The organism is Pseudomonas sp. Marseille-Q8238 (genome assembly GCF_965111915.1).
The window spans coordinates 1,897,762-1,920,021 of sequence record NZ_CBCOPI010000001.1 but is presented as its reverse complement, the minus strand read 5'-3'; the positions used below and the strand labels follow the sequence as shown (position 1 = coordinate 1,920,021).

Annotated in this window: 15 protein-coding genes, 2 tRNA genes and 2 rRNA genes; 12 read left to right on the top strand and 7 right to left on the bottom strand. The window is 59.0% G+C overall.

Annotated elements, in window-relative coordinates; genetic code table 11:
- Positions 1–42: 42 nt before the first annotated feature.
- From ACWPW0_RS08840 to ACWPW0_RS08815, 6 genes are all read right to left on the bottom strand, one after another.
- Positions 43–2,934 (bottom strand): 23S ribosomal RNA (locus ACWPW0_RS08840).
- 246 nt (positions 2,935–3,180) lie between these two features.
- A tRNA-Ala gene (locus ACWPW0_RS08835) sits at positions 3,181–3,256 on the bottom strand.
- Between the two features lie 31 nt (positions 3,257–3,287).
- Positions 3,288–3,364 (bottom strand) — tRNA-Ile (locus ACWPW0_RS08830).
- 93 nt (positions 3,365–3,457) lie between these two features.
- Positions 3,458–4,994, bottom strand: a 16S ribosomal RNA gene (locus ACWPW0_RS08825).
- The 16S and 23S rRNA genes sit together here with 2 tRNA genes alongside, the layout of an rRNA operon.
- Before the next feature lie 578 nt (positions 4,995–5,572).
- A complete protein-coding gene (gene lpdA, locus ACWPW0_RS08820) occupies positions 5,573–6,973 on the bottom strand; it encodes a dihydrolipoyl dehydrogenase (protein ID WP_454255087.1) in 1,401 nt (466 codons plus the stop codon).
- Between the two features lie 15 nt (positions 6,974–6,988).
- Entirely contained in the window at positions 6,989–8,206 is a 1,218-nt protein-coding gene (locus ACWPW0_RS08815; RefSeq protein ID WP_454255086.1) for an MFS transporter, read from the bottom strand.
- A gap of 104 nt (positions 8,207–8,310) precedes the next feature.
- Between ACWPW0_RS08815 and ACWPW0_RS08810 the strand changes: the two genes are divergently transcribed.
- The 9 genes from ACWPW0_RS08810 to tauD all read left to right on the top strand — a co-directional run bounded on the left by ACWPW0_RS08810 (position 8,311) and on the right by tauD (position 18,986).
- A complete protein-coding gene (locus ACWPW0_RS08810; protein ID WP_454255085.1) occupies positions 8,311–8,850 on the top strand; it encodes a PaaI family thioesterase in 540 nt (179 codons plus the stop codon).
- Positions 8,851–8,997: 147 nt separating this feature from the next.
- The gene (locus tag ACWPW0_RS08805) at positions 8,998–10,134 is read left to right on the top strand and encodes a thiolase family protein (RefSeq protein WP_454255084.1); all 1,137 of its coding nucleotides are present in this window, start codon (positions 8,998–9,000) and stop codon (positions 10,132–10,134) included.
- 17 nt (positions 10,135–10,151) lie between these two features.
- Positions 10,152–11,276 (top strand): efflux RND transporter periplasmic adaptor subunit, encoded by a 1,125-nt coding sequence (locus ACWPW0_RS08800; RefSeq protein ID WP_454256715.1) that lies wholly within the window; start codon positions 10,152–10,154, stop codon positions 11,274–11,276.
- Between the two features lies 1 nt (position 11,277).
- Positions 11,278–14,364, top strand: a complete 3,087-nt coding sequence (locus ACWPW0_RS08795) for an efflux RND transporter permease subunit (protein ID WP_454255083.1) — start codon at positions 11,278–11,280, stop codon at positions 14,362–14,364.
- Between the two features lie 49 nt (positions 14,365–14,413).
- A complete protein-coding gene (locus ACWPW0_RS08790) occupies positions 14,414–14,980 on the top strand; it encodes a TetR/AcrR family transcriptional regulator (protein WP_454255082.1) in 567 nt (188 codons plus the stop codon).
- A gap of 358 nt (positions 14,981–15,338) precedes the next feature.
- A complete protein-coding gene (tauA, locus tag ACWPW0_RS08785; protein WP_454255081.1) occupies positions 15,339–16,319 on the top strand; it encodes a taurine ABC transporter substrate-binding protein in 981 nt (326 codons plus the stop codon).
- A 121-nt stretch (positions 16,320–16,440) separates the two neighbouring features.
- Positions 16,441–17,223, top strand: coding sequence for a taurine ABC transporter ATP-binding subunit (gene tauB / locus ACWPW0_RS08780; protein WP_454255080.1), 783 nt, complete (start codon positions 16,441–16,443; stop codon positions 17,221–17,223).
- Positions 17,220–18,056, top strand: a complete 837-nt coding sequence (gene tauC, locus ACWPW0_RS08775; RefSeq protein ID WP_447590918.1) for a taurine ABC transporter permease TauC — start codon at positions 17,220–17,222, stop codon at positions 18,054–18,056. The genes tauB and tauC overlap by 4 nt, the downstream gene beginning before the upstream one ends.
- 96 nt (positions 18,057–18,152) lie before the next feature.
- A complete protein-coding gene (gene tauD / locus ACWPW0_RS08770) occupies positions 18,153–18,986 on the top strand; it encodes a taurine dioxygenase (RefSeq protein WP_454255079.1) in 834 nt (277 codons plus the stop codon).
- A 63-nt stretch (positions 18,987–19,049) separates the two neighbouring features.
- Here the strand turns inward: tauD and ACWPW0_RS08765 are convergent, their stop codons facing one another.
- Positions 19,050–20,303 carry an MFS transporter gene (locus ACWPW0_RS08765; RefSeq protein ID WP_447590916.1) on the bottom strand — a complete coding sequence of 418 codons (1,254 nt, stop codon included), beginning with the start codon at positions 20,301–20,303 and terminating at the stop codon, positions 19,050–19,052.
- A 173-nt stretch (positions 20,304–20,476) separates the two neighbouring features.
- Between ACWPW0_RS08765 and ACWPW0_RS08760 the strand changes: the two genes are divergently transcribed.
- From ACWPW0_RS08760 to ACWPW0_RS08750, 3 genes are all read left to right on the top strand, one after another.
- On the top strand, positions 20,477–20,962 hold the full coding sequence (locus tag ACWPW0_RS08760) for a hypothetical protein (RefSeq protein WP_454255078.1): 486 nt from the start codon (positions 20,477–20,479) through the stop codon (positions 20,960–20,962).
- Positions 20,963–21,128: 166 nt separating this feature from the next.
- The gene (locus ACWPW0_RS08755; RefSeq protein WP_454255077.1) at positions 21,129–21,509 is read left to right on the top strand and encodes a lysozyme inhibitor LprI family protein; all 381 of its coding nucleotides are present in this window, start codon (positions 21,129–21,131) and stop codon (positions 21,507–21,509) included.
- Between the two features lie 150 nt (positions 21,510–21,659).
- The gene (locus tag ACWPW0_RS08750; RefSeq protein WP_447590913.1) at positions 21,660–22,214 is read left to right on the top strand and encodes a hypothetical protein; all 555 of its coding nucleotides are present in this window, start codon (positions 21,660–21,662) and stop codon (positions 22,212–22,214) included.
- The last annotated feature ends 46 nt before the right edge of the window (positions 22,215–22,260 follow it).

Genomic DNA, 22,260 nt, shown 5'->3' with positions numbered 1-22,260 from the left:
TCAACCATCGAGCACACAAACAGCAAATTGTTTGGGTGTTATATGGTCAAGCCTCACGGGCAATTAGTATTGGTTAGCTCAACGCCTCACAGCGCTTACACACCCAACCTATCAACGTCGTAGTCTTCGACGGCCCTTTAGGGAGCTCAAGGCTCCAGTGAGATCTCATCTTGAGGCAAGTTTCCCGCTTAGATGCTTTCAGCGGTTATCTTTTCCGAACATAGCTACCCGGCAATGCCACTGGCGTGACAACCGGAACACCAGAGGTTCGTCCACTCCGGTCCTCTCGTACTAGGAGCAGCCCCTCTCAAATCTCAAACGTCCACGGCAGATAGGGACCGAACTGTCTCACGACGTTCTAAACCCAGCTCGCGTACCACTTTAAATGGCGAACAGCCATACCCTTGGGACCGGCTTCAGCCCCAGGATGTGATGAGCCGACATCGAGGTGCCAAACACCGCCGTCGATATGAACTCTTGGGCGGTATCAGCCTGTTATCCCCGGAGTACCTTTTATCCGTTGAGCGATGGCCCTTCCATACAGAACCACCGGATCACTAAGACCTACTTTCGTACCTGCTCGACGTGTCTGTCTCGCAGTCAAGCGCGCTTTTGCCTTTATACTCTACGACCGATTTCCGACCGGTCTGAGCGCACCTTCGTACTCCTCCGTTACTCTTTAGGAGGAGACCGCCCCAGTCAAACTACCCACCATACACTGTCCTCGATCCGGATAACGGACCAGAGTTAGAACCTCAAAGTTGCCAGGGTGGTATTTCAAGGTTGGCTCCACGCAAACTGGCGTTCACGCTTCAAAGCCTCCCACCTATCCTACACAAGCAAATTCAAAGTCCAGTGCAAAGCTATAGTAAAGGTTCACGGGGTCTTTCCGTCTAGCCGCGGATACACTGCATCTTCACAGCGATTTCAATTTCACTGAGTCTCGGGTGGAGACAGCGCCGCCATCGTTACGCCATTCGTGCAGGTCGGAACTTACCCGACAAGGAATTTCGCTACCTTAGGACCGTTATAGTTACGGCCGCCGTTTACCGGGGCTTCGATCAAGAGCTTCGCTTGCGCTAACCCCATCAATTAACCTTCCGGCACCGGGCAGGCGTCACACCCTATACGTCCACTTTCGTGTTTGCAGAGTGCTGTGTTTTTAATAAACAGTCGCAGCGGCCTGGTATCTTCGACCGGCATGAGCTTACGGAGCAAGTCCTTCACCCTCACCGGCGCACCTTCTCCCGAAGTTACGGTGCCATTTTGCCTAGTTCCTTCACCCGAGTTCTCTCAAGCGCCTTGGTATTCTCTACCCAACCACCTGTGTCGGTTTGGGGTACGGTTCCTAGTTACCTGAAGCTTAGAGGCTTTTCCTGGAAGCATGGCATCAACCACTTCACGCTCTAAAAGAGCGCTCGTCATCAGCTCTCGGCATTAAGACCCCGGATTTACCTAAGATCTCTGCCTACCACCTTAAACACGGACAACCAACGCCGTGCTGGCCTAGCCTTCTCCGTCCCCCCATCGCAGTAACTAGAAGTACAGGAATATTAACCTGTTTCCCATCGACTACGCATTTCTGCCTCGCCTTAGGGACCGACTAACCCTGCGTCGATTAACGTTGCGCAGGAAACCTTGGTCTTTCGGCGTGCGAGTTTTTCACTCGCATTGTCGTTACTCATGTCAGCATTCGCACTTCTGATACCTCCAGCCAGCTTCTCAACTGACCTTCACAGGCTTACAGAACGCTCCTCTACCGCATCACTTACGTGATACCCGTAGCTTCGGTGTATGGTTTGAGCCCCGTTACATCTTCCGCGCAGGCCGACTCGACTAGTGAGCTATTACGCTTTCTTTAAAGGGTGGCTGCTTCTAAGCCAACCTCCTAGCTGTCTAAGCCTTCCCACATCGTTTCCCACTTAACCATAACTTTGGGACCTTAGCTGACGGTCTGGGTTGTTTCCCTTTTCACGACGGACGTTAGCACCCGCCGTGTGTCTCCCATGCTCGGCACTTGTAGGTATTCGGAGTTTGCATCGGTTTGGTAAGTCGGGATGACCCCCTAGCCGAAACAGTGCTCTACCCCCTACAGTGATACATGAGGCGCTACCTAAATAGCTTTCGAGGAGAACCAGCTATCTCCGAGCTTGATTAGCCTTTCACTCCGATCCACAGGTCATCCGCTAACTTTTCAACGGTAGTCGGTTCGGTCCTCCAGTTAGTGTTACCCAACCTTCAACCTGCCCATGGATAGATCGCCCGGTTTCGGGTCTATACCCAGCGACTAAACGCCCTATTAAGACTCGCTTTCGCTACGCCTCCCCTATTCGGTTAAGCTTGCCACTGAATATAAGTCGCTGACCCATTATACAAAAGGTACGCAGTCACCCAACAAAGTAGGCTCCCACTGCTTGTACGCATACGGTTTCAGGATCTATTTCACTCCCCTCTCCGGGGTTCTTTTCGCCTTTCCCTCACGGTACTAGTTCACTATCGGTCAGTCAGTAGTATTTAGCCTTGGAGGATGGTCCCCCCATATTCAGACAAAGTTTCTCGTGCTCCGTCCTACTCGATTTCATTGATAAGAGATTTTCGCGTACAGGGCTATCACCCACTATGGCCGCACTTTCCAGAGCGTTCCGCTAATCTCAAATCAACTTAAGGGCTAGTCCCCGTTCGCTCGCCACTACTAAGGGAATCTCGGTTGATTTCTTTTCCTCAGGGTACTTAGATGTTTCAGTTCCCCTGGTTCGCCTCTTGCACCTATGTATTCAGTACAAGATAACCATCTTATGATGGCTGGGTTCCCCCATTCAGAGATCTCCGGATCAAAGTCTGTTTGCCGACTCCCCGAAGCTTTTCGCAGGCTACCACGTCTTTCATCGCCTCTGACTGCCAAGGCATCCACCGTATGCGCTTCTTCACTTGACCATATAACCCCAAGCAATCTGGTTACTGTCTCAAACGTGAAGACGACATTCGCCGAAAATTTGCAATATAGAGAACACGCAAATTTTACCTTGACTTGAATAACTACCAGTGAAAGTAATTATCCAGTCTACTTCTATCACATACCCAAATTTTTAAAGAACAGTTCTGGCGCAAAGACCAGAACTCAACACCCCAACCCCTACGGGCAGATGCTCAGTTCTGAGCTTTCAACGATTATCGAGTTAATGGTGGAGCCAAGGAGGATCGAACTCCTGACCTCCTGCGTGCAAAGCAGGCGCTCTCCCAGCTGAGCTATGGCCCCATTTACGGACTTGGCCACATCCCTTGACAATTGGTGGGTCTGGGCAGATTCGAACTGCCGACCTCACCCTTATCAGGGGTGCGCTCTAACCAACTGAGCTACAGACCCAATCGTCTAACTCTCGGGTGTAAACCCAATCGCTTTTCGCAAGTGAATCAAGCAATTCGTGTGGGAGCTTATGATAAAGCTGATGTCGTCGATTAAGGAGGTGATCCAGCCGCAGGTTCCCCTACGGCTACCTTGTTACGACTTCACCCCAGTCATGAATCACTCCGTGGTAACCGTCCCCCTTGCGGTTAGACTAGCTACTTCTGGAGCAACCCACTCCCATGGTGTGACGGGCGGTGTGTACAAGGCCCGGGAACGTATTCACCGTGACATTCTGATTCACGATTACTAGCGATTCCGACTTCACGCAGTCGAGTTGCAGACTGCGATCCGGACTACGATCGGTTTTATGGGATTAGCTCCACCTCGCGGCTTGGCAACCCTTTGTACCGACCATTGTAGCACGTGTGTAGCCCTGGCCGTAAGGGCCATGATGACTTGACGTCATCCCCACCTTCCTCCGGTTTGTCACCGGCAGTCTCCTTAGAGTGCCCACCATAACGTGCTGGTAACTAAGGACAAGGGTTGCGCTCGTTACGGGACTTAACCCAACATCTCACGACACGAGCTGACGACAGCCATGCAGCACCTGTGTCTGAGTTCCCGAAGGCACCAATCTATCTCTAGAAAGTTCTCAGCATGTCAAGGCCAGGTAAGGTTCTTCGCGTTGCTTCGAATTAAACCACATGCTCCACCGCTTGTGCGGGCCCCCGTCAATTCATTTGAGTTTTAACCTTGCGGCCGTACTCCCCAGGCGGTCGACTTAATGCGTTAGCTGCGCCACTAAGATCTCAAGGATCCCAACGGCTAGTCGACATCGTTTACGGCGTGGACTACCAGGGTATCTAATCCTGTTTGCTCCCCACGCTTTCGCACCTCAGTGTCAGTATCAGTCCAGGTAGTCGCCTTCGCCACTGGTGTTCCTTCCTATATCTACGCATTTCACCGCTACACAGGAAATTCCACTACCCTCTACCGTACTCTAGCTCAGTAGTTTTGGATGCAGTTCCCAGGTTGAGCCCAGGGCTTTCACATTCAACTTGCTGAACCACCTACGCGCGCTTTACGCCCAGTAATTCCGATTAACGCTTGCACCCTTCGTATTACCGCGGCTGCTGGCACGAAGTTAGCCGGTGCTTATTCTGTCGGTAACGTCAAAATTGCAACGTATTAGGTTACAACCCTTCCTCCCAACTTAAAGTGCTTTACAATCCGAAGACCTTCTTCACACACGCGGCATGGCTGGATCAGGCTTTCGCCCATTGTCCAATATTCCCCACTGCTGCCTCCCGTAGGAGTCTGGACCGTGTCTCAGTTCCAGTGTGACTGATCATCCTCTCAGACCAGTTACGGATCGTCGCCTTGGTGAGCCTTTACCCCACCAACTAGCTAATCCGACCTAGGCTCATCTGATAGCGCAAGGCCCGAAGGTCCCCTGCTTTCTCCCGTAGGACGTATGCGGTATTAGCGTTCCTTTCGGAACGTTATCCCCCACTACCAGGCAGATTCCTAGGCATTACTCACCCGTCCGCCGCTAAATCAGAGAGCAAGCTCTCTTCATCCGCTCGACTTGCATGTGTTAGGCCTGCCGCCAGCGTTCAATCTGAGCCATGATCAAACTCTTCAGTTCAATACTGCTTGGGTTTTGAGAAAACCCTAAACTTGGCTCAGCAATCGCAAATAAACTCTCGAATTCACGAGTGTTACTTGTGTTGCTGACAATCATTTGACTATCAGTCTTACATCACAAGCACCCACACGAATTGCTTGATTCAAGTTGTTAAAGAGCGTTTCGATCAAGCCTTTCGTCTCAACCGAGGCCGCGCATTCTACAGCAGCCTTTCAATCTGTCAAGCTGTTTTTGAAGAATTTTTCGTTTCTTCTCAACCACTTGCGCTTCGGATCAGCAGAGCCTCTCGTCAGCGGGAGGCGCATTCTACAGCGTTACAAACCGCTGTCAACACCTCCTTTCCAGCATCTTCAGTCGCTTCCGACTGAAGCGCTGACAGGTCTAAACCACCACCCTGTCAGCCCGGCGCATTCTACTTGAATCCGCCACCGTTGCAACCTTTATTTTCGTCTAACTTCTTGTTTATCAAGGAGTTTTTCGATCCGGCTGCACCGGAAGTGGTGCGCATTATAGGGGACCAAAATTTAACGTCAACCCTTAAATGACAGGTTTTTGCCATATCAGTCAGAAAACCTTCATCAAGCCTGCATAGTCCACCCTTCCACAGCCATGGCAGCCTGGCGCAATGCCTCTGAGCGAGTAGGGTGCGGGTGGCAGATGAGGGCAACGTCCGCAGAAGACGCAGCAAACTCCATCGCCACGCAATACTCGCCAATCATCTCGCTCACGCTAGGCCCGATCATGTGAACGCCCAGGATTTCATCGGTGCGTTCGTCTGCCAGGACCTTAACGAACCCATCCGTCTCATGATTGATCTTGGCTCGACTGTTCGCCGTAAACGGGAACTTGCCGACTTTATAAGAGCGTCCTTCAGCTTTGAGCTGCTCTTCACCCTTACCCACGCAGGCCACCTCAGGCTTGGTATAGATGACGCTAGGGATCACATCGTAATTGACCTCCACCCCTTTGCCCGCGATTCGCTCTATACAAGCAATCGCCTCCTCTTCCGCCTTATGGGCAAGCATCGGCCCTGAGGTCACATCACCAATGATCCAGACTCCATCAGCCGCGCTGCGCGAGCGATGGTTTTCCAGAACGCCTCTGGCATTCGGCTCAAGCCCAACGCTTTCCAATCCGAGCCCTTCTATATAAGGGCGCCGACCGATCGCTACCAGGACGTAGTCAGCCTGAAGCGATTCCACTGCGCCGCCACCAGCGGGCTCGATGGAAAGCTCCACTCCGTCCTCACCAACTGCAGCGCCTGAAACCTTGCTCCCGAGCTTGAATGTCACACCTTGCTTGGAGAGTGAACGCTGTAGCGCCTTGCCGGTTTCCTGATCCAGGCCCGGGCAAATGCGATCCAGGTATTCGACGACCGTGACCTGGCTACCCAAACGCCGCCATACCGAGCCCAACTCCAGACCAATGACGCCGGCTCCAATAACCACCAGATGACGGGGGACCTCCGGCAATGAGAGCGCCCCAGTCGAATCGATAATGCGCTGGTTATCGATGGTCACCCCTGGTAACGAGGTGGGCTGTGATCCGGTTGCGATAACAATGTCCTTGGCCTGCAGCTCGACAACAGCCCCATCAGCCGCCGTCACCACAACACGCCCCAGACCATCAATGCGACCCCAGCCCTTGATCCAGTCAACCTTGTTCTTGCGGAACAGGAACTCGATGCCCTTGGTAAGGGAGGCAACGCTTTCATCCTTCTGCTTCATCATCTGCGCAAGGTTGAGTGATGGCTTGACCTCGATCCCAAGATCCGCAAATTCCTTGCCTGCCGCCGCTTCGTATAACTCCGAAGCATGTAGCAGCGCCTTGGAAGGCATACAGCCAACATTGAGGCAGGTGCCACCGAGCGTTTCTCGCCCTTCGACACATGCGACCTTGAGTCCTAGCTGACCAGCGCGAATGGCAGCGTTATAGCCGCCCGGGCCACCACCGATGATCACAACGTCATAAGCACTCATCTAATCCCTCCTCATTCAGGGAAGCTTGGCGACAACAGGTGCCACGGCAGCACCCGCGCGACGCAATAAATGAAAGGCCGTGAAAGCAGACAGGGCAAAAATCACATGCAGTAGCACCATAGGCCATGCCGAACCGTCCTGCTGCATGCTCAGCAGCAGGCCAGCGCAGGTAGCCCCGAGCATTTGCGCAAACCCCATCAGGCCCGCAGCGAGTCCCGCGCGGTAGGCGTTGGGCATTACCGCTCCCGCTACCGAAGCGGGTAGCACCATCCCGCCACCTAGCGTAACCAGAACCTGCGGCAGGGACAGACCAATAATCGACAGGCCGAACACCTTGTAGATAGCTAGCGTCAGCAGCCCGCCAGTGGCCACGAAGATCACACCGATCCCAACGATCCGCTCCGGTCCCAGTTTGATGATATTGCGTCGGGTAAATACCGCCCCGGCGATCAGGCCGGAAACGATCAGGCCGAAGGTAGCCCCGTATTCCATCGCGCTCAGATGCAGCAGCTGCATATAGGTGAAAGAGGATCCCGAGATGATCGTGAACATCGCCCCATAGGTCAGCAATAGCGCCGCAGCGAAAGCCCTGCTCGAGCGCGACCGAAGCAGGTCGATGTAACTGCCCGCCAGGTGTTTCAGTTGCCCTGCCTGAGGATCGAGTTGGCGATTGCTTTCCTTATAAAGGATGCAAACCACCACCAACGCGCCCGTCCCGATAAAGAGCGCTGTCATGACCGGCGCCTGCCACCCGCCATATGCAGTGAGCAAGCCACCTATCACGGGCGAGATGGCGATGGCGAACAGCATGCCGATCACCGTCAGTGCCAACGCGGGAGCCGCTTGGGCCTGCCAGACATCCCGCACGATGGCCCGCGCCAGCACAAGTGCCGCACAGGCGCCAAGCCCCTGCAGAACGCGAGCTGCGATGAACTCATTCATGCTGTGGGCAAACAGCATCCACACGGTGGCTAATAGATAAGTCAGCAAGCCTGCAATCAACACCGGACGCCGACCGATACGGTCTGACAGCGGCCCCAGCACCAGCTGCCCCAAACCAAATGCCGCCACGAATGCCGACAGGGCTATCAAGCTGCTGCCAGGGGCCGCTACAAAAGCGGCTTCGATGGCCCCCAGGCTGGGAATGATCAATTGCGTCGAGATTTCACCTAGCGCCGTGAGAACGACCAGAAGCAGCAGCAAGCTTCTGGATGGGGCTGGATAAACAGGCATGAGCGGCTCCGTTCAATCAGGGCTGGACTTAACATTTCAACCGTAATATATAATTGAATTACGATCATAATCAAACGAATTCACCACCGTACAAGGACACCCTGATGACAAGCATTAACCGAGAAGAAAAACTCAACGCCTGGATCGCTGCAGAAAAGGCCCGCCGCAGCACGCTTGCTGCTCCCGGTACCTTGACCCTGGCCGAGGTCAGCGCGCTGTCCCCGCAGGAATTCTTCGACGGGATCGGCAGTGGTCAGCTGCCTTGCCCGCCCATTGGCGAGCTGCTCGACTTCGTGCCCATCGAATGGACACCTGGCACATTCACCTTCCAGGGCACACCCGACACCCGCCACTACAATCCGCTGGGCAGCGTGCATGGTGGCTACGCCGCCACGCTGCTGGACTCCTGCATGGGTTGCGCCGTGCACACGCTGCTCAAACCGGGCCAGGGCTACACGACCACGGACCTGCGCATCAGTTATGTACGCGCCTTGCACGCCAAGGTCGGCCCGATTCGTGCCGAAGGACGCATCGTCCATCTGGGCCGCAGTACGGCACTGGCCGAAGGCCGCATTTATGACGTTGATGACCGTCTGTACGCCGTGGGCTCCACCACATGCCTGATTCTTGACATGCGCCAGTGAGAGAACGCGCGCCATCCATGATGGCGCGCATCAGCACATTCTTATTCAGTTAAATTACAACCAACATCTATACGATCATTTAAATTACACATATCATTTTAACCGACAGGACCCGTCCTGCCCTCGTCACCTGAAGGATTAATCGCCATGACCTCTATTGTGATAGCCGGATTTGCCCGCTCGCCTTTCCAGTTCGCCAAGAAAGGGGCACTGATCAATATTCGCCCTGACGACCTCGCCGCTCAGGTTTTGAAAGGGCTGGTCGGAAAGCTGGACCTCGATCCCGCCGAGATAGAAGACGTGATCATGGGCTGCGCCTATCCCGAAGCCGAACAAGGTATGAACATCGCCCGCATTGCCAGTTTCCGTGCCGGCTTTCCGGAAACCCTGGGGGGCGCCACGGTCAACCGCTTCTGTGGGTCATCGATGACGGCGGTGCATTTCGCTGCCGGGCAGATCATGCTCGGGGCCGGCGAGGCCTTCATCTGTGCAGGTATAGAATCCATGACCCGCGTGCCCATGGGCGGTTTCAATATCTCGCCCAACCCGAGCCTGATGAGCACCTTTGCGCAGGTCTACATGGCCATGGGGCATACCGCGGAAGAAGTGGCCAAGCGCTTCTCGGTCAGCCGGGAAGAACAGGAAGCCATGGCGGTTGAATCCCATGCCAAGGCCGCCCGCGCGCGTGAACAAGGGCTGTTCGTCGACGAAATCATCACCATCGAAACTCCGGATGGCCGTGTCGAAGAAGACGGCTGTATCCGTCCCGGTACCAATGCCGAAGCCCTGGCAGGACTCAAGCCTGCATTCGGCGGCAGCGTGACCGCTGCAACCTCCTCGCCGCTGACCGACGGCAGCGCTGCGGTGCTGGTGTGCACCGAAGAATTTGCCCGCAGTCGCAACCTGGAAATCTTCGCGCGAATCAAGGCCGTCGCAGTCGGGGGTTGTGCACCAGACATCATGGGCATGGGGCCAGTGGTCGCCACCCGCAAGGTGCTGGAACGTGCCGGCCTGAACATCGGCGACATCGACCTGGTGGAAATCAACGAGGCTTTCGCTAGCCAGTCGATTGCCTGCGTACGCGAACTGGGCCTGGACATGGCCAAGGTCAACCTCGACGGTGGCGCGCTTGCCTTGGGTCACCCGCTGGGTGCAACAGGCGCACGCATTACCGGCAAGGCCGCGTCATTGCTCAAACGCACCGGTGGTCGCTATGCCATTGCCACCCAATGCATTGCCGGTGGCCAGGGCGTTGCCACGCTGTTGGAAGCGGTCGACAAATGAACAGCCAGCCGTCGTTGATGAACAGCCATCCGCACCGCCTTGCCGTGTTGCTGCCGATGATCGCCCTGCTCGCCCTTGCCGGTTGTAATAGCAAGGCCGACAGCGCCGCGAACACGACGACAACATCGCCGCGACTGGTGCTCGCGGCCCAGGTGGAACCCGCCGCACAACACGCGGCGGTGTACACCGGCGTGGTGGCTGCGCGAACCGAGAGCAACCTGGGTTTTCGCGTTGCTGGCAAAGTGATCGAACGCAAGGTCGACCCCGGCATGCGGGTGGCACGCGGTGATACCCTGCTGGTTCTGGATATCGAAGATTTCGAGCTGGCCCTGCGTGCGGCGAACAACCGCGTACAGGCCGCTCGGGCCGAGTTGAATCAGGCCCGGGATGATGCCCAGCGCTATCAGCGCCTGGTCAGTAGCGGTGCCATCTCGAAACAGATCTTCGACCAGTCAGCGACCCGGCGGCGCATTGCCGAGGCCGACCTGGCAGCTGCCAGTTCCGATGCCAACCAGGTGAAAAACCGGCGCAGTTATTCGGTTCTCAAGGCCGATGCCGATGGTGTGGTTACCGAGGTACGTGTTGACCGCGGCCAGGTCGTGGGTGAAGGCCAGGTGGTTGCCCGACTTGCCCATGACGGCGCCCGCGAGGCAGTGATCGACATCCCTGAAACCCAGCGCAAACTGGCCAGCAATCCTGCCCAGGCAGCGTTGTTCAGCTCACCTGCGGTCAGCGTTCCCGCCCGACTGCGCGAACTATCCGCAGCAGCCGACCCAGCCACTCGCACCTTCCGTGCCCGCTACATTCTCGACGGCGCCAGCGAGCCCTTCCCCATCGGCTCGACCATTACCCTGCGCCTGGCCAGCGATGCTGCCGCGCAGCAGGTCCGCGTGCCGCTCGGCGCGCTGTACGACGCTGGCCAGGGAAGCGGTGTCTGGTTGATCGACGACGAGGAGCATGTCCGCTTCAAGCCCGTGCAGGTGGTGCGACTGGAACAGGAGCATGCCCTGCTCAGCGCTGGCGTGAGCAGCGGCCAGCGCGTCGTCGCCCTTGGCGCGCACCTGCTGCATGAAGGCGACCCGGTTCGACTGCAGCCAGGCCAGGCACTTGCCCTGGCCAACGCTGCGCAAGGAAAACCCTGACATGCGCGGCCTCAATCTCTCCGAAATCGCGGTACGCAACCCAGCCGTCACGCTGTTCCTGATCATCGCCGTGCTGGCCTCGGGCATCTTCGCTTTCGGCAAGCTGGGACGCGCCGAAGATCCATCTTTCACCGTCAAGGTCATGACCGTGACCGCCGCCTGGCCCGGTGCCACGGCCAGGGAAATGCAGGAGCAGGTGGCCGATCGCCTGGAAAAACGCCTGCAGGAACTCGACTACTACGACCGCGTCGAGACCATTGCCCAGCCAGGCTTCGTCTCGATGAAGGTGTTGTTTCTCGACTCCACCCCACCCAGTGCCATCCAGGACGTGTTCTACCAGACCCGCAAGAAACTCAGCGATGAAGCCAGCCGGCTGCCCCAAGGCGTGGCCGGCCCCTTCTTCAACGATGAATACTCCGATGTGTACTTCGCCCTCTATGCACTGGAGGCTGAACAACTGCCGCACCGGCAATTGGTGAACATGGCCGAAGACCTGCGCCAGGGCTTCCTGCGTCTGCCCGGCGTGAAGAAGGTCAACATCCTCGGTGAACAAGCCCAGCGCGTGTTCGTCGAGTTTTCCTATGAACGCCTGGCCACCCTGGGCATCAAGCCCGAACAGATCTTCGACGCGCTGGCCAAGCAAAACAGTGTCGCGCCGTCCGGCTTTGTCGAAACCAGCGGACCACGCGCCTACATCCGTCTCGACGGTGCCTTCGACAGCCTCGAACAGATCGAGAACGTCCCCGTGGCGGCCAACGGCAAAGTCCTGCGCATCGCCGATGTCGCCAGCGTGCGTCGCGGCTACGAAGACCCGCCCACCTACCGTATCCGCCACCAGGGCACGCCAGCACTGATGCTCGGCGTGATCATGGAGAAACACTTCAACGGCCTCGACCTCGACAAGGCACTCCAGGACGAGGAGGCCCGCATCCACGCCCAGCTGCCACTGGGCGTGACCCTCGATAAAGTTGCCGATCAGGCCAGCAAGATTCGCCTGGCGGTGAACGAGTTCATGATCAAGTTCTTCGTCGCCCTGGCCGTGGTCATGTTCATCAGCCTGCTGGCCCTGGGCTTTCGCGTCGGCGTGGTGGTCGCTGCAGCCGTGCCGCTGACCCTGTCGATCGTCTTCGTGATCATGCTGATGAGCGGCCGCGAATTCGACCGCATCACCCTCGGCGCGCTGATCCTGTCCCTTGGCCTGCTGGTGGACGACGCCATCATCGCCATCGAGATGATGGTGGTGAAACTGGAGGAAGGCCTCGACCGCATTTCCGCCGCCACCTATGCCTGGAACTCGACCGCCGCGCCGATGCTCACCGGCACCCTGGTGACCATCATCGGCTTCCTGCCGGTGGGGTTCGCCAAATCCGGCGCCGGCGAGTACGCCGGCAATATCTTCTGGATCGTCGGCTTCGCCCTGATCGCCTCCTGGCTGGTGGCCGTGGTGTTCACGCCCTACCTGGGGGTGAAGCTGCTGCCAGCGATCAAACCGGTCGCTGGCGGGCATGACGCGATCTACGCCAGCGCCGGCTATGCGCGGCTGCGGCGGATAGTTGAAGCCTGCGTGCGTCATCGCTACCTGGTTACCGGCCTCGTGATCGGCGCCTTCGTGCTGTGCATCCTCGGCATGGGCGTGGTGAAGAAGCAGTTCTTCCCCAACTCCGATCGCTCCGAGCTGATGCTCGAGGTCTACATGCCGCCCGGCAGTGCCTTCAAGGCCACCGAAGCGGTGGTCGAACAACTGGAGCACGCGCTGCAGCAGGAACAGCAGGCAAAGGTGGTGGATGCCTATATCGGTGGTGGCCCGCCGCGTTTCTTCCTCTCGCTCAACCCCGAGCTGCCCGACCCGGCATTTGCCAAGCTGGTGATCCAGACCGATAGTGCAAAAGACCGTGAAGCCCTCAAGTTGCGCATGCGTGAGCGCATCGCCGCCGGTGAATTTCCTGCCGCGCGGGTACGGGTAACCCAACTGCTATTCGGCCCGCCCGTGCCCTTCCCGGTGGTGTTCCGCCTCTCGGGTCCGGATGTCGACGTGCTACGCACCATCGCCGCAGACGTACGTACCGTCGTCGATGCCAACCCACTCACCCGCGACACGTTCATCGACTGGGGCGAACGCAGCAGCGGCTACCGCCTGGTACTCGATCAGGATCGCCTGCGTCTGCTCGGCTTTACCCCGGCCGAAGTGAAATCCCAGGTCAACGCCCTGCTCAGCGGCAACCCGATCACTCAGGTTCGCGAAGGCACCCGCAGCGTCTCGGTGATGGTCCGCGCCCTTGGCGTGCAGCGTGAACAGCTGGGCAGCATCGATGACCTGACCATCACCAACGCCGCCGGCCTGTCCGTGCCGCTGCAACAGGTGGGACACTTCCTGCCGGTGATGGAGGACCCCATCCTCAAGCGCCGCAACCGCGAAATCACCTTCGAGGTACGTGCCGATATCGTCGATGGGACCCAGCCGCCGGACGCCGAACTGTCCGCCTATGCCGACCTGCAACCGCTGATCGCCGCGCTGCCGGCTGGTTATCACCTCGCCATCGGCGGCCCGGTGGAAGAAAGCGGCAAGGCCAACAAGGCACTCGCTGTGCTGTTCCCGATCATGATCCTGCTGATGCTGGTGGTGATCATGTTCCAGGTACGCTCGTTCGGTGTGATGTTCATGGTCTTCGCCACGGCGCCGCTTGGCCTGATCGGCGCGGTGCCGACCCTGCTGCTGTTCAACCAGCCGTTCGGCTTCAACGCCATCCTCGCGCTGATCGGCATTGGCGGCATCCTGATGCGCAACACACTGATCTTTACCGACCAGATCCACCAGAACCAGGACCACGGCATGCCGATACGCGAAGCGATCATCGAAGCCACCGTGCGCCGTGCCCGCCCGGTGATCCTCACCGCGATGGCCGCAGCCCTGGCGTTCATCCCGCTGACCTTCTCGGTGTTCTGGTCATCGCTGGCCTACGTACTGATCGGCGGCGTGCTGGTGGGGACCGTGCTCACCCTGTTGTTCCTGCCCGCCCTGTGCACCCTGGTGCTTGCCCGCAAGAAGCAGCCCGGCACTTTCACAGAGCAGGCGAGTCTCAGCCCATAAGCAGGTAAGATGACGGCCAGCATTCCAACTTTCTCGAAGGAGCTCAGCCATGCGCTACTCGGAAGACCACAAAGCCAAGACCCATCAACGCATCATCGAGGAGGCAGCACGCCTGTTTCGCCAGGATGGCGTCGGGGCGACGGGTCTGCAGCCGCTGATGAAAACCCTGGGGCTGACCCATGGTGGTTTCTATGCCCACTTCAAGTCCAAGGACGAGTTGGTGGAAAAGGCGCTGGGCCATGCCGTGGAGCGCCTGAATACATCACTCGCGATTCAGTCGCAGTCGTTGCCGGCCTTCATCAAGTACTACCTGTCCTCGGCACACCGTGCCGACCCGGGTACCGGCTGCCCACTGACCACCCTGTGCGCCGAGCTGGGGCAACGGGGCCAGCCCAGCGAAATCACCGATTCGATGGTCAACAACAGGCTGGCCATGATCGAAGCTGCCCTGCCGGAAGACGAGCATGCCGACGAGCAGGCCGTACTGATGTTCTCGGCCATGGTCGGCGCCCTGCTCCTGTCCCGCAGCGTCAGCGACCCGGCCCTGTCCGACCGCCTGCTGAAAACCACGCGTAAGCTGCTGATCGAGCAAGCCGAGGCCAGCGCCGAAGCCTGAAGCCACAGGATGTACACCAAAGCCCTTGCCCTTACCGACAAGGGCTTTTTTGTGGCTGCGTGCCCGTAGATGAGGCAAGTGCCTGCATAGGATATCGACCCATGGGCAACCTCAGAGCCGGTACACACGGCAAACTCTACAGTCGAGTTATTGAGTGTCGCGGCATGATGAAGAACTCACTGGCCGCTCTATCTCGCAGATCTTCCCGCCACGCCTAAGCTAATTCCCAAAAAGTATTTATTTTTTGTTTTTTAGATCGTTTAGCTTCTCCCCACCGGACAACCGGAGCGTGTCATCCACTCATTACGACCCGTGATCCGGCCACCTTGGATGGCCATCGCCCGCCTGGAGCACTGCCATGATCCACACCCTTTTTGCGCGTCGCCTGCTTGCCGCCTTGACCCTCGGTAGTCTGGCGTTGACCGCGCAGGCTGCCGACTTCACTGTTGCTTACCAAACCACCGTGGATCCGGCGAAAGTAGCCCAGGCCGATGGCGCCTATGAGAAAGCCAGCAACGCCAAGATCGACTGGCGCAAATTCGACGGTGGTGCCGAAGTCATCACCGCCGTGGCCTCCGGCGATGTACAGATCGGCTACGTAGGTTCCAGCCCGCTGGCCGCTGCTGCCACCCGGCAACTGCCTGTGCAAACCTTCCTGATTGCCACCCAGATCGGCGCCGCCGAAGCATTGGTCGCCCGGTACGGCAGCGGTATCAGCAAACCCGAAGACCTGATCGGCAAGAAAGTCGCCGTGCCCTTCGTCTCCACCGGCCACTACAGCCTGCTCGCCGCGCTCAAGCACTGGAATATCGACCCAACCAACGTACAGATTCTCAACCTCGCACCGCCAGCCATCATCGCCGCCTGGAAGCGTGGCGATATCGACGCCACTTACGTGTGGGACCCAGCCCTTGGCGTCGCCAAGGAAAACGGCAAGGTGCTGATCACCTCCGGTGAGCTGGGCAAACTTGGCGCCCCGACCTTCGACGCCTGGATCGTGCGCAAGGACTTCGCGCAGAAGCACCCGGAAGCCGTACGTGCCTTCGCCAAGGTCACCCTGGATGCCTACGCCGACTACCGCAAGGATCCGCAAGCCTGGCTGGCGAATCAGGACAACATCGCCAAGGTAGCCAAACTGTCAGGCGCCAAGGCCGAAGACATTCCCCTGCTGCTGCAAGGAAACGTTTTCCCGCTGGCCGCCGATCAGGTCACCGCCCTCGGCGCACCGACGACCCAGGCCATCACCGACACCGCCACCTTCCTCAAGGAGCAGGGCAAGGTTGATAGCGTGCTGCCGGACTACACCAGCTACGTCAGCAACCAGTACATCACCAACTGATCGAGCATCGGGCCCTCACCTGCTCGCAGGTGAGGTTCGAGGGCGGGCAAGGACGCCCGATCTCGTCACCACCTGAACCGCGCCGCAAACAGACGCGCACAGGCAATCAGCAGAGAGCGACATGGCCTTATTAGAACTGGAGCGCATCAGCGCACAGTACCCCGGCACGGCCGAGCCGGTACTGACCGACATATCCCTGAGCCTTGGGCCACAGCAACTGCTGGTGGCCCTTGGCCCTTCCGGCAGCGGCAAGACCACCCTGCTCAACCTCATCGCCGGCTTCGTCGCTCCCAGCGCTGGCAGCATCACCCTTGACCGCCACCCCGTAAGCGGCCCCAGCGCCGAGCGCGGCGTGGTGTTCCAGGATGATGCCCTGCTGCCCTGGCAGAACGTGCTCGACAACGTCGCCTTCGGCCTGCAACTGGCTGGCGTGGAGCGCGGCAAACGTGAGGCCCGTGCCCGCGAGCTGCTGAGTCTGGTCGACCTGGCCGGCTTCGAAAAACGCCGTATATGGGAATTGTCTGGCGGACAGAAACAGCGTGTCGGCCTGGCCCGCGCACTGGCCGCCGACCCGCGCGTGCTGCTGATGGACGAACCCTTTGGCGCACTCGACACCTTCACCCGCGAGCAAATGCAGGAACTGTTGCTGCAAGTGTGGCAACGCACGGACAAGCCGGTATTCCTGATCACCCATGACATCGAGGAAGCGGTCTTTCTCGCCACAGACCTGGTGCTGCTTTCGCCCAATCCGGGACGCATCAGCGAGCGCCTGCACCTGGACTTCGGCCGCCGCTATGCCGCCGGCGAAAGCGCCCGAGCGATCAAGTCCGACCCTCGCTTCATCGAAACCCGCGAGCATGTCCTGGCGGAAGTCTTTGCCGAACGCCAGAGGAGACGCGCATGAGCAGCCTGGAAATTCCCTTGGCACAACCGGCACCCCAAACCAACGCGCCGCGCAAAGCCAAGCGCGAGGTGAGCCTGACCCTGATCAGCAGCCTGACCATCGGCAGCCTGCTGTTCATCTGGTGGGCGGTGACCACTGCTGGCCTGATCGAAGCGCTGTTCCTGCCCAGCCCGCAAGCCGTGGCCACACGTGGCTGGCAACTGCTGACCGAAGGCTACATGGGCAGCAGCCTGTGGCAGCATCTCGGCGCCAGCCTGGAGCGCATCGGCCTGGGCCTGGTGGCGGCGGTATTGACCGCCATTCCGCTGGGCATCGCCATCGGCCGCAACCGCATCGCCCGCGGCATCTTCGATCCGCTGATCGAGTTCTACCGGCCGATCCCGCCACTCGCCTACCTGCCGCTGATCGTCATCTGGTGCGGCATTGGCGAGTTGTCCAAAGTGCTGCTGATCTACCTGGCGATCTTCGCCCCTATCGTCATCGCCACGGCGACCGGGGTGCGCAATGTCGACCCGACCAAACTGCGGGCAGCGCAGTCGCTTGGCGCCACCCCGAGCCAACTGATTCGCCATGTGATTCTGCCCAGTGCCCTGCCCGACATCCTCACAGGCGTGCGCATCGGCCTGGGCGTCGGCTGGTCGACCCTGGTCGCCGCCGAACTGATCGCCGCCACCAGCGGCCTCGGTTTCATGGTGCAGTCGGCCGCGCAGTTTCTGGTCACCGATGTGGTGATCCTCGGCATCCTGGTGATTGCTCTGATCGCCGTGGCGCTGGAACTGAGCCTGCGCGCCCTGCAACGCAAACTGGTGCCCTGGAACGGGCAAAGCCACTGAGCCATAACCTGTAGGAGCCTGAGGCGCACCTAGCGGGGCACGCCTAGTGGGACACGCCCAGCCCTGGCTCCTTAACGTCTTCGCGAGACCTCTGCCATGAGCCTGCACATCACACCCTTGAGCCCGTCCATTGGTGCCCTGATCGGCGGCATCGACCTGCGCCAGCCGCTGTCCGATGCCGACCAGCAGGCCATCGACCAGGCCCTGCTCGCCCATCAGGTGCTGTTCTTTCGCGCCCAGCCGATTAACCCGCAGCAGCAGGCCGCATTCGCCGCTCACTTCGGCGACCTGCATATCCACCCGATCTACCCCAACGTACCCGAGCAGCCTGAAGTGCTGGTACTCGATACCGCCGTTACCGATGTCGCCGATAACGCCATCTGGCACACCGACGTGACGTTCCTGCCGACCCCGGCGCTCGGCGCTGTGCTGGCCGCCAAGCAATTGCCCGCCTATGGTGGCGACACCCTGTGGGCCAGCAGCAGTGCAGCTTACGAAGCGCTCTCCAAGCCGCTGCAAACATTGCTCGACGGCCTGACCGCGACCCACGACTTCACCCGTTCCTTTCCACTGGAACGCTTCGGCAATACCGAAGCAGACCTGGCGCGTTACCACGAGGTGCAGCGCAAGAATCCGCCCCTGTCGCACCCGGTGGTGCGTACCCACCCGATCACTGGGCGTAAGGGATTGTTCGTCAACGAGGGGTTCACCAGCCGCATCAACGAACTGCAACCGGCGGAAAGCGATGCGCTGCTGCGCTTCCTGTTCGCCCACGCCACCCGCCCCGAGTTCACCATTCGCTGGCGCTGGCAAGAAAACGACGTGGCGTTCTGGGATAACCGCATCACTCAGCACTATGCGGTGGACGACTACCGCCCCGCGCGGCGCGTGATGCACCGCGCGACCATTCTGGGCGATGCGCCCTTCTGAGTGACGCCCGCAAAGTGCGTCATGCGCACTGGAGAGCAATGCCTCGCCCTGAGGACGGCCCGATCAAGCGTCCTTGGCGGGTGACGCCTCTTCGAAACGGCTGACCCGACGCAGGCTCTTGAAGCCCCACATCCAACCGCCTACCACACCCAGGGTGCACAGGCTGCCCAGCACTGCCGCCGGCACGGCGCCGAGCCAGGCGGCGCTGGTGCCAGCGCGGAACTCACCCAATTCGTTGGAGGAGCCGATGAACAGCATGTTCACCGCATTCACCCGGCCCCGCATGGCGTCCGGGGTGGAGAACTGCACCAGCGACGAGCGAATGTACATGCTCACCATATCGGCCCCACCCGCTACCAACAGCGCCGCGAACGACACCCAGAACAGCGTCGACAGGGCAAACACCAGATTGGCCACGCCGAAGATCGCCACAGCAATGAACATCACCATGCCGACATTGCGGTTGAACGGGCGCAGGCTCAGGTAAAGGCCGACGCCGACCTCACCGATGGCCATCGCACTGCGCAACAGGCCCAGACCGGCAGGCCCCACTTCGAGCACTTCCTGCGCGTAGATCGGCAACAGCGCCACCACACCGCCCAGCAATACGGCGAACAGATCCAGGGAAATGGTGCCGAGAATGATCGGCCGGCTGCGAATGAAGTGAATGCCTGCGGTAAAGCGCTTCCAGGCAGTGGCCTCCAGCGCCTGCATCTTCTCGGCATAGCGCACCGGCACCAGCGGCAGCATCAGCACACCGGCAAGGAAGCAGAACAGGCATACCGCATAGGTCAGCCCACCGCCGCCCAGCGCATAAAGGCCACCGCCAAGCACCGGCCCGGCAATGGTCGAGGCCCGTACGATCATACTGTTGGCCGCAATGGCAGCCGCCAACTGCTCGCGGGGGACGATCTGCGGCAACAGGCTGGACAAGGCCGGCCCGGTGAATGCACGCCCACAACCGTAGAGCACCAGCACACCGTAGATGGCCGTCACCGGCCCGTGGGTCAACGACAGCCACAGCAATGCGGCGGCGCAAAACGCCTCCAGCAGCCAGCTCAACGCCAGAATTCGCTTGCGGTCGTAGCGATCGATCAGGTCACCGGCCGGCATCAGCAACAGCAACATCGGGATGAACTGCGCCAGGCCAACATAGGCCAGCGACAGCGCATCGCGCGTCATGTCATACACCTGCCAGGCCACCACCACGGCCAGAATCTGTACGGCAAACATGGCCAATACGCGGCTGACAAGAAAAGCCAGGAAACCGGGCTGACGATAAACGGACGTGCTGGGCACTGCGGAGCTGGCGGACACGAGGATGGCCTTGAGATGGAGGCGGCATGCAGGATGCCGAAGACTGCGGGTTGGCAAATTTACCGGATACCAGGCACTGCCGGCAAACCGGGAATGCGGCAATTGCCCCTACTTTTGCGCACCGTTAATCTCGAACGCGTCCATCTACCCCGAATCGAAAATCAGGTACACGAATGTTGCCCTCCAGAATTCCCTTTGGGCTTAGCCAGGAACAGTTCCGGCAACGCTATCAGCGTTGCCTGGGTCGGGCCTCGGCGCATCTGATCCAGCAACTGCGCGAACTCATTACGCGCCCAGTTCCATCCACTATCAATGCGGCTCAGGTCCAGATATTCCTTGAGGAGGAAGGGCAGCGAAGGCCCAGCATATGGGTGTACTTCCAAGGTGAAAACAACAAGGTAGACCCGGCGGATCAGTCCATCTTCCCTGGTCGCTCACTGGAAATTTCAACAGGCCTAGTACGGATGGACGCGTTCGACGAGCACTACTTCTCTGATCCTGAGTTCGCCGGCACCGATCTGATCGCGAACATTCTGAAAGCCTGGTTCGCCGAGTGTTGGTGGAAAGCAGGGGGTTGGAGCTACGCCGTACCAGCAACCGTCTGGGTACATGACAGCCTGGGAGACGGGCAAAGCATCGAACTCTCCGAGCCGCGCTAAACAACCTTGATTGCACAGCTTGCCAATACCCCAGAGGCTTATGCTCATGAGGACGGTTGCGCCCCACACGGTTTGAATTAGGATATCCGCTTACATTCAACTAGTTGCCGCGACCTCCTCGTACGGTTTGCTCCAGACGCCCCCCACTCGATCAATCGACACGCCCATGCCTAGACATCTTTTCCCCCTTTTCCTTCTGCTGCTCTGGAGCCCGCAGGGGCTGGCCGAAGATTGCGAGAGCGGCGCCGCCAACATGGCCGAGGTGCGCGCCTGCCTCGATCGCCAGAACGAAAATGAGGTCCAGTCGGCCTACTCTGTTCTCCTGAGCAAAGTGAAAGTCCATGCTCCCGAGTCAGCCTCGGCACTGGAAACTGCCCAGGCAAGCTGGCAGCAGTTCGCTGGAGACTCCTGCAACTTCTACTCTGCATTCAACGCCGAGGACTCGAACCCAGCAGACCTGCAAGTAAACTGCTGGGCCGATTTCTCCAAGGCACGCGTCAAGGTTCTCAATGCCTGGGAACACCAACTCGACAAGCGTCAGCAATAAGTACCTGCACACCGAGTTCCCTGCCTGCCAATCGTGTTGTCGATGGGCAGGGATGCCCGCACCATGTGACGAGCTGGGCCATCGCCGTATCACCAAGCCGTCTGCAGGCCTTGCAGCCATAGCACCTGCCCCTTTCGAAGCGAATACCTGATGCCTATCCCGACAGTCGATGCCAACTACCGCTTCATTGCTGCATACCAAGAGGTAAATGCCCGCGTGGCCCAGCGGCAACACGCCCTGGCGCTGTATGTAACGCTAATCGTCAGCCTGCTTGCCGCGCTTGTAGCGTTGCGCCCGTCAACATCGGAACATCCAGCGCCTATCGAATGGTTGATCCTGGGCTTTCCTGTTGCGGCCATCTGCTTCGCCTTCCTGAATTACAAAGCAGAGCGCGCGATTACCAACTTGCGGACGTTTCTCTCCACATTGGAGCGACTGGGTGATGCCAATGAACATTTACCCAGCTATAACACGGACCCCAAATGGTCCTACAGCGCCAACAAGGCCCGCCGCTTCCATGATTACGCTGCCGCAGTACTGGTAGCAGGAGGTAATCTCGTGGGACTTGGCGCGGCCCACTCCATTTACCCACAGCGCATCGCCGCGGAACCGGTCTTCATCTATGTCGCCGTGGTGCTTGCCATAGGTTCATTCGTGGTGGTTCTGCTCACCCCGAAATGGCGCTACTCACCCGGAAACGCATAATTGGTCCGCAGGGATAAGCATTGAAACGCGCGCTTGTCGTTCAACG

Coding starts and splice junctions, on each gene's coding strand:
- lpdA (WP_454255087.1), bottom strand. CDS start 6,973: ATGAGTGCTTATGACGTTGTGATCATCGGTGGTGGCCCGGGCGGCTAT.
- ACWPW0_RS08815 (WP_454255086.1), bottom strand. CDS start 8,206: ATGCCTGTTTATCCAGCCCCATCCAGAAGCTTGCTGCTGCTTCTGGTC.
- ACWPW0_RS08810 (WP_454255085.1), top strand. CDS start 8,311: ATGACAAGCATTAACCGAGAAGAAAAACTCAACGCCTGGATCGCTGCA.
- ACWPW0_RS08805 (WP_454255084.1), top strand. CDS start 8,998: ATGACCTCTATTGTGATAGCCGGATTTGCCCGCTCGCCTTTCCAGTTC.
- ACWPW0_RS08800 (WP_454256715.1), top strand. CDS start 10,152: ATGAACAGCCATCCGCACCGCCTTGCCGTGTTGCTGCCGATGATCGCC.
- ACWPW0_RS08795 (WP_454255083.1), top strand. CDS start 11,278: ATGCGCGGCCTCAATCTCTCCGAAATCGCGGTACGCAACCCAGCCGTC.
- ACWPW0_RS08790 (WP_454255082.1), top strand. CDS start 14,414: ATGCGCTACTCGGAAGACCACAAAGCCAAGACCCATCAACGCATCATC.
- tauA (WP_454255081.1), top strand. CDS start 15,339: ATGATCCACACCCTTTTTGCGCGTCGCCTGCTTGCCGCCTTGACCCTC.
- tauB (WP_454255080.1), top strand. CDS start 16,441: ATGGCCTTATTAGAACTGGAGCGCATCAGCGCACAGTACCCCGGCACG.
- tauC (WP_447590918.1), top strand. CDS start 17,220: ATGAGCAGCCTGGAAATTCCCTTGGCACAACCGGCACCCCAAACCAAC.
- tauD (WP_454255079.1), top strand. CDS start 18,153: ATGAGCCTGCACATCACACCCTTGAGCCCGTCCATTGGTGCCCTGATC.
- ACWPW0_RS08760 (WP_454255078.1), top strand. CDS start 20,477: ATGTTGCCCTCCAGAATTCCCTTTGGGCTTAGCCAGGAACAGTTCCGG.
- ACWPW0_RS08755 (WP_454255077.1), top strand. CDS start 21,129: ATGCCTAGACATCTTTTCCCCCTTTTCCTTCTGCTGCTCTGGAGCCCG.
- ACWPW0_RS08750 (WP_447590913.1), top strand. CDS start 21,660: ATGCCTATCCCGACAGTCGATGCCAACTACCGCTTCATTGCTGCATAC.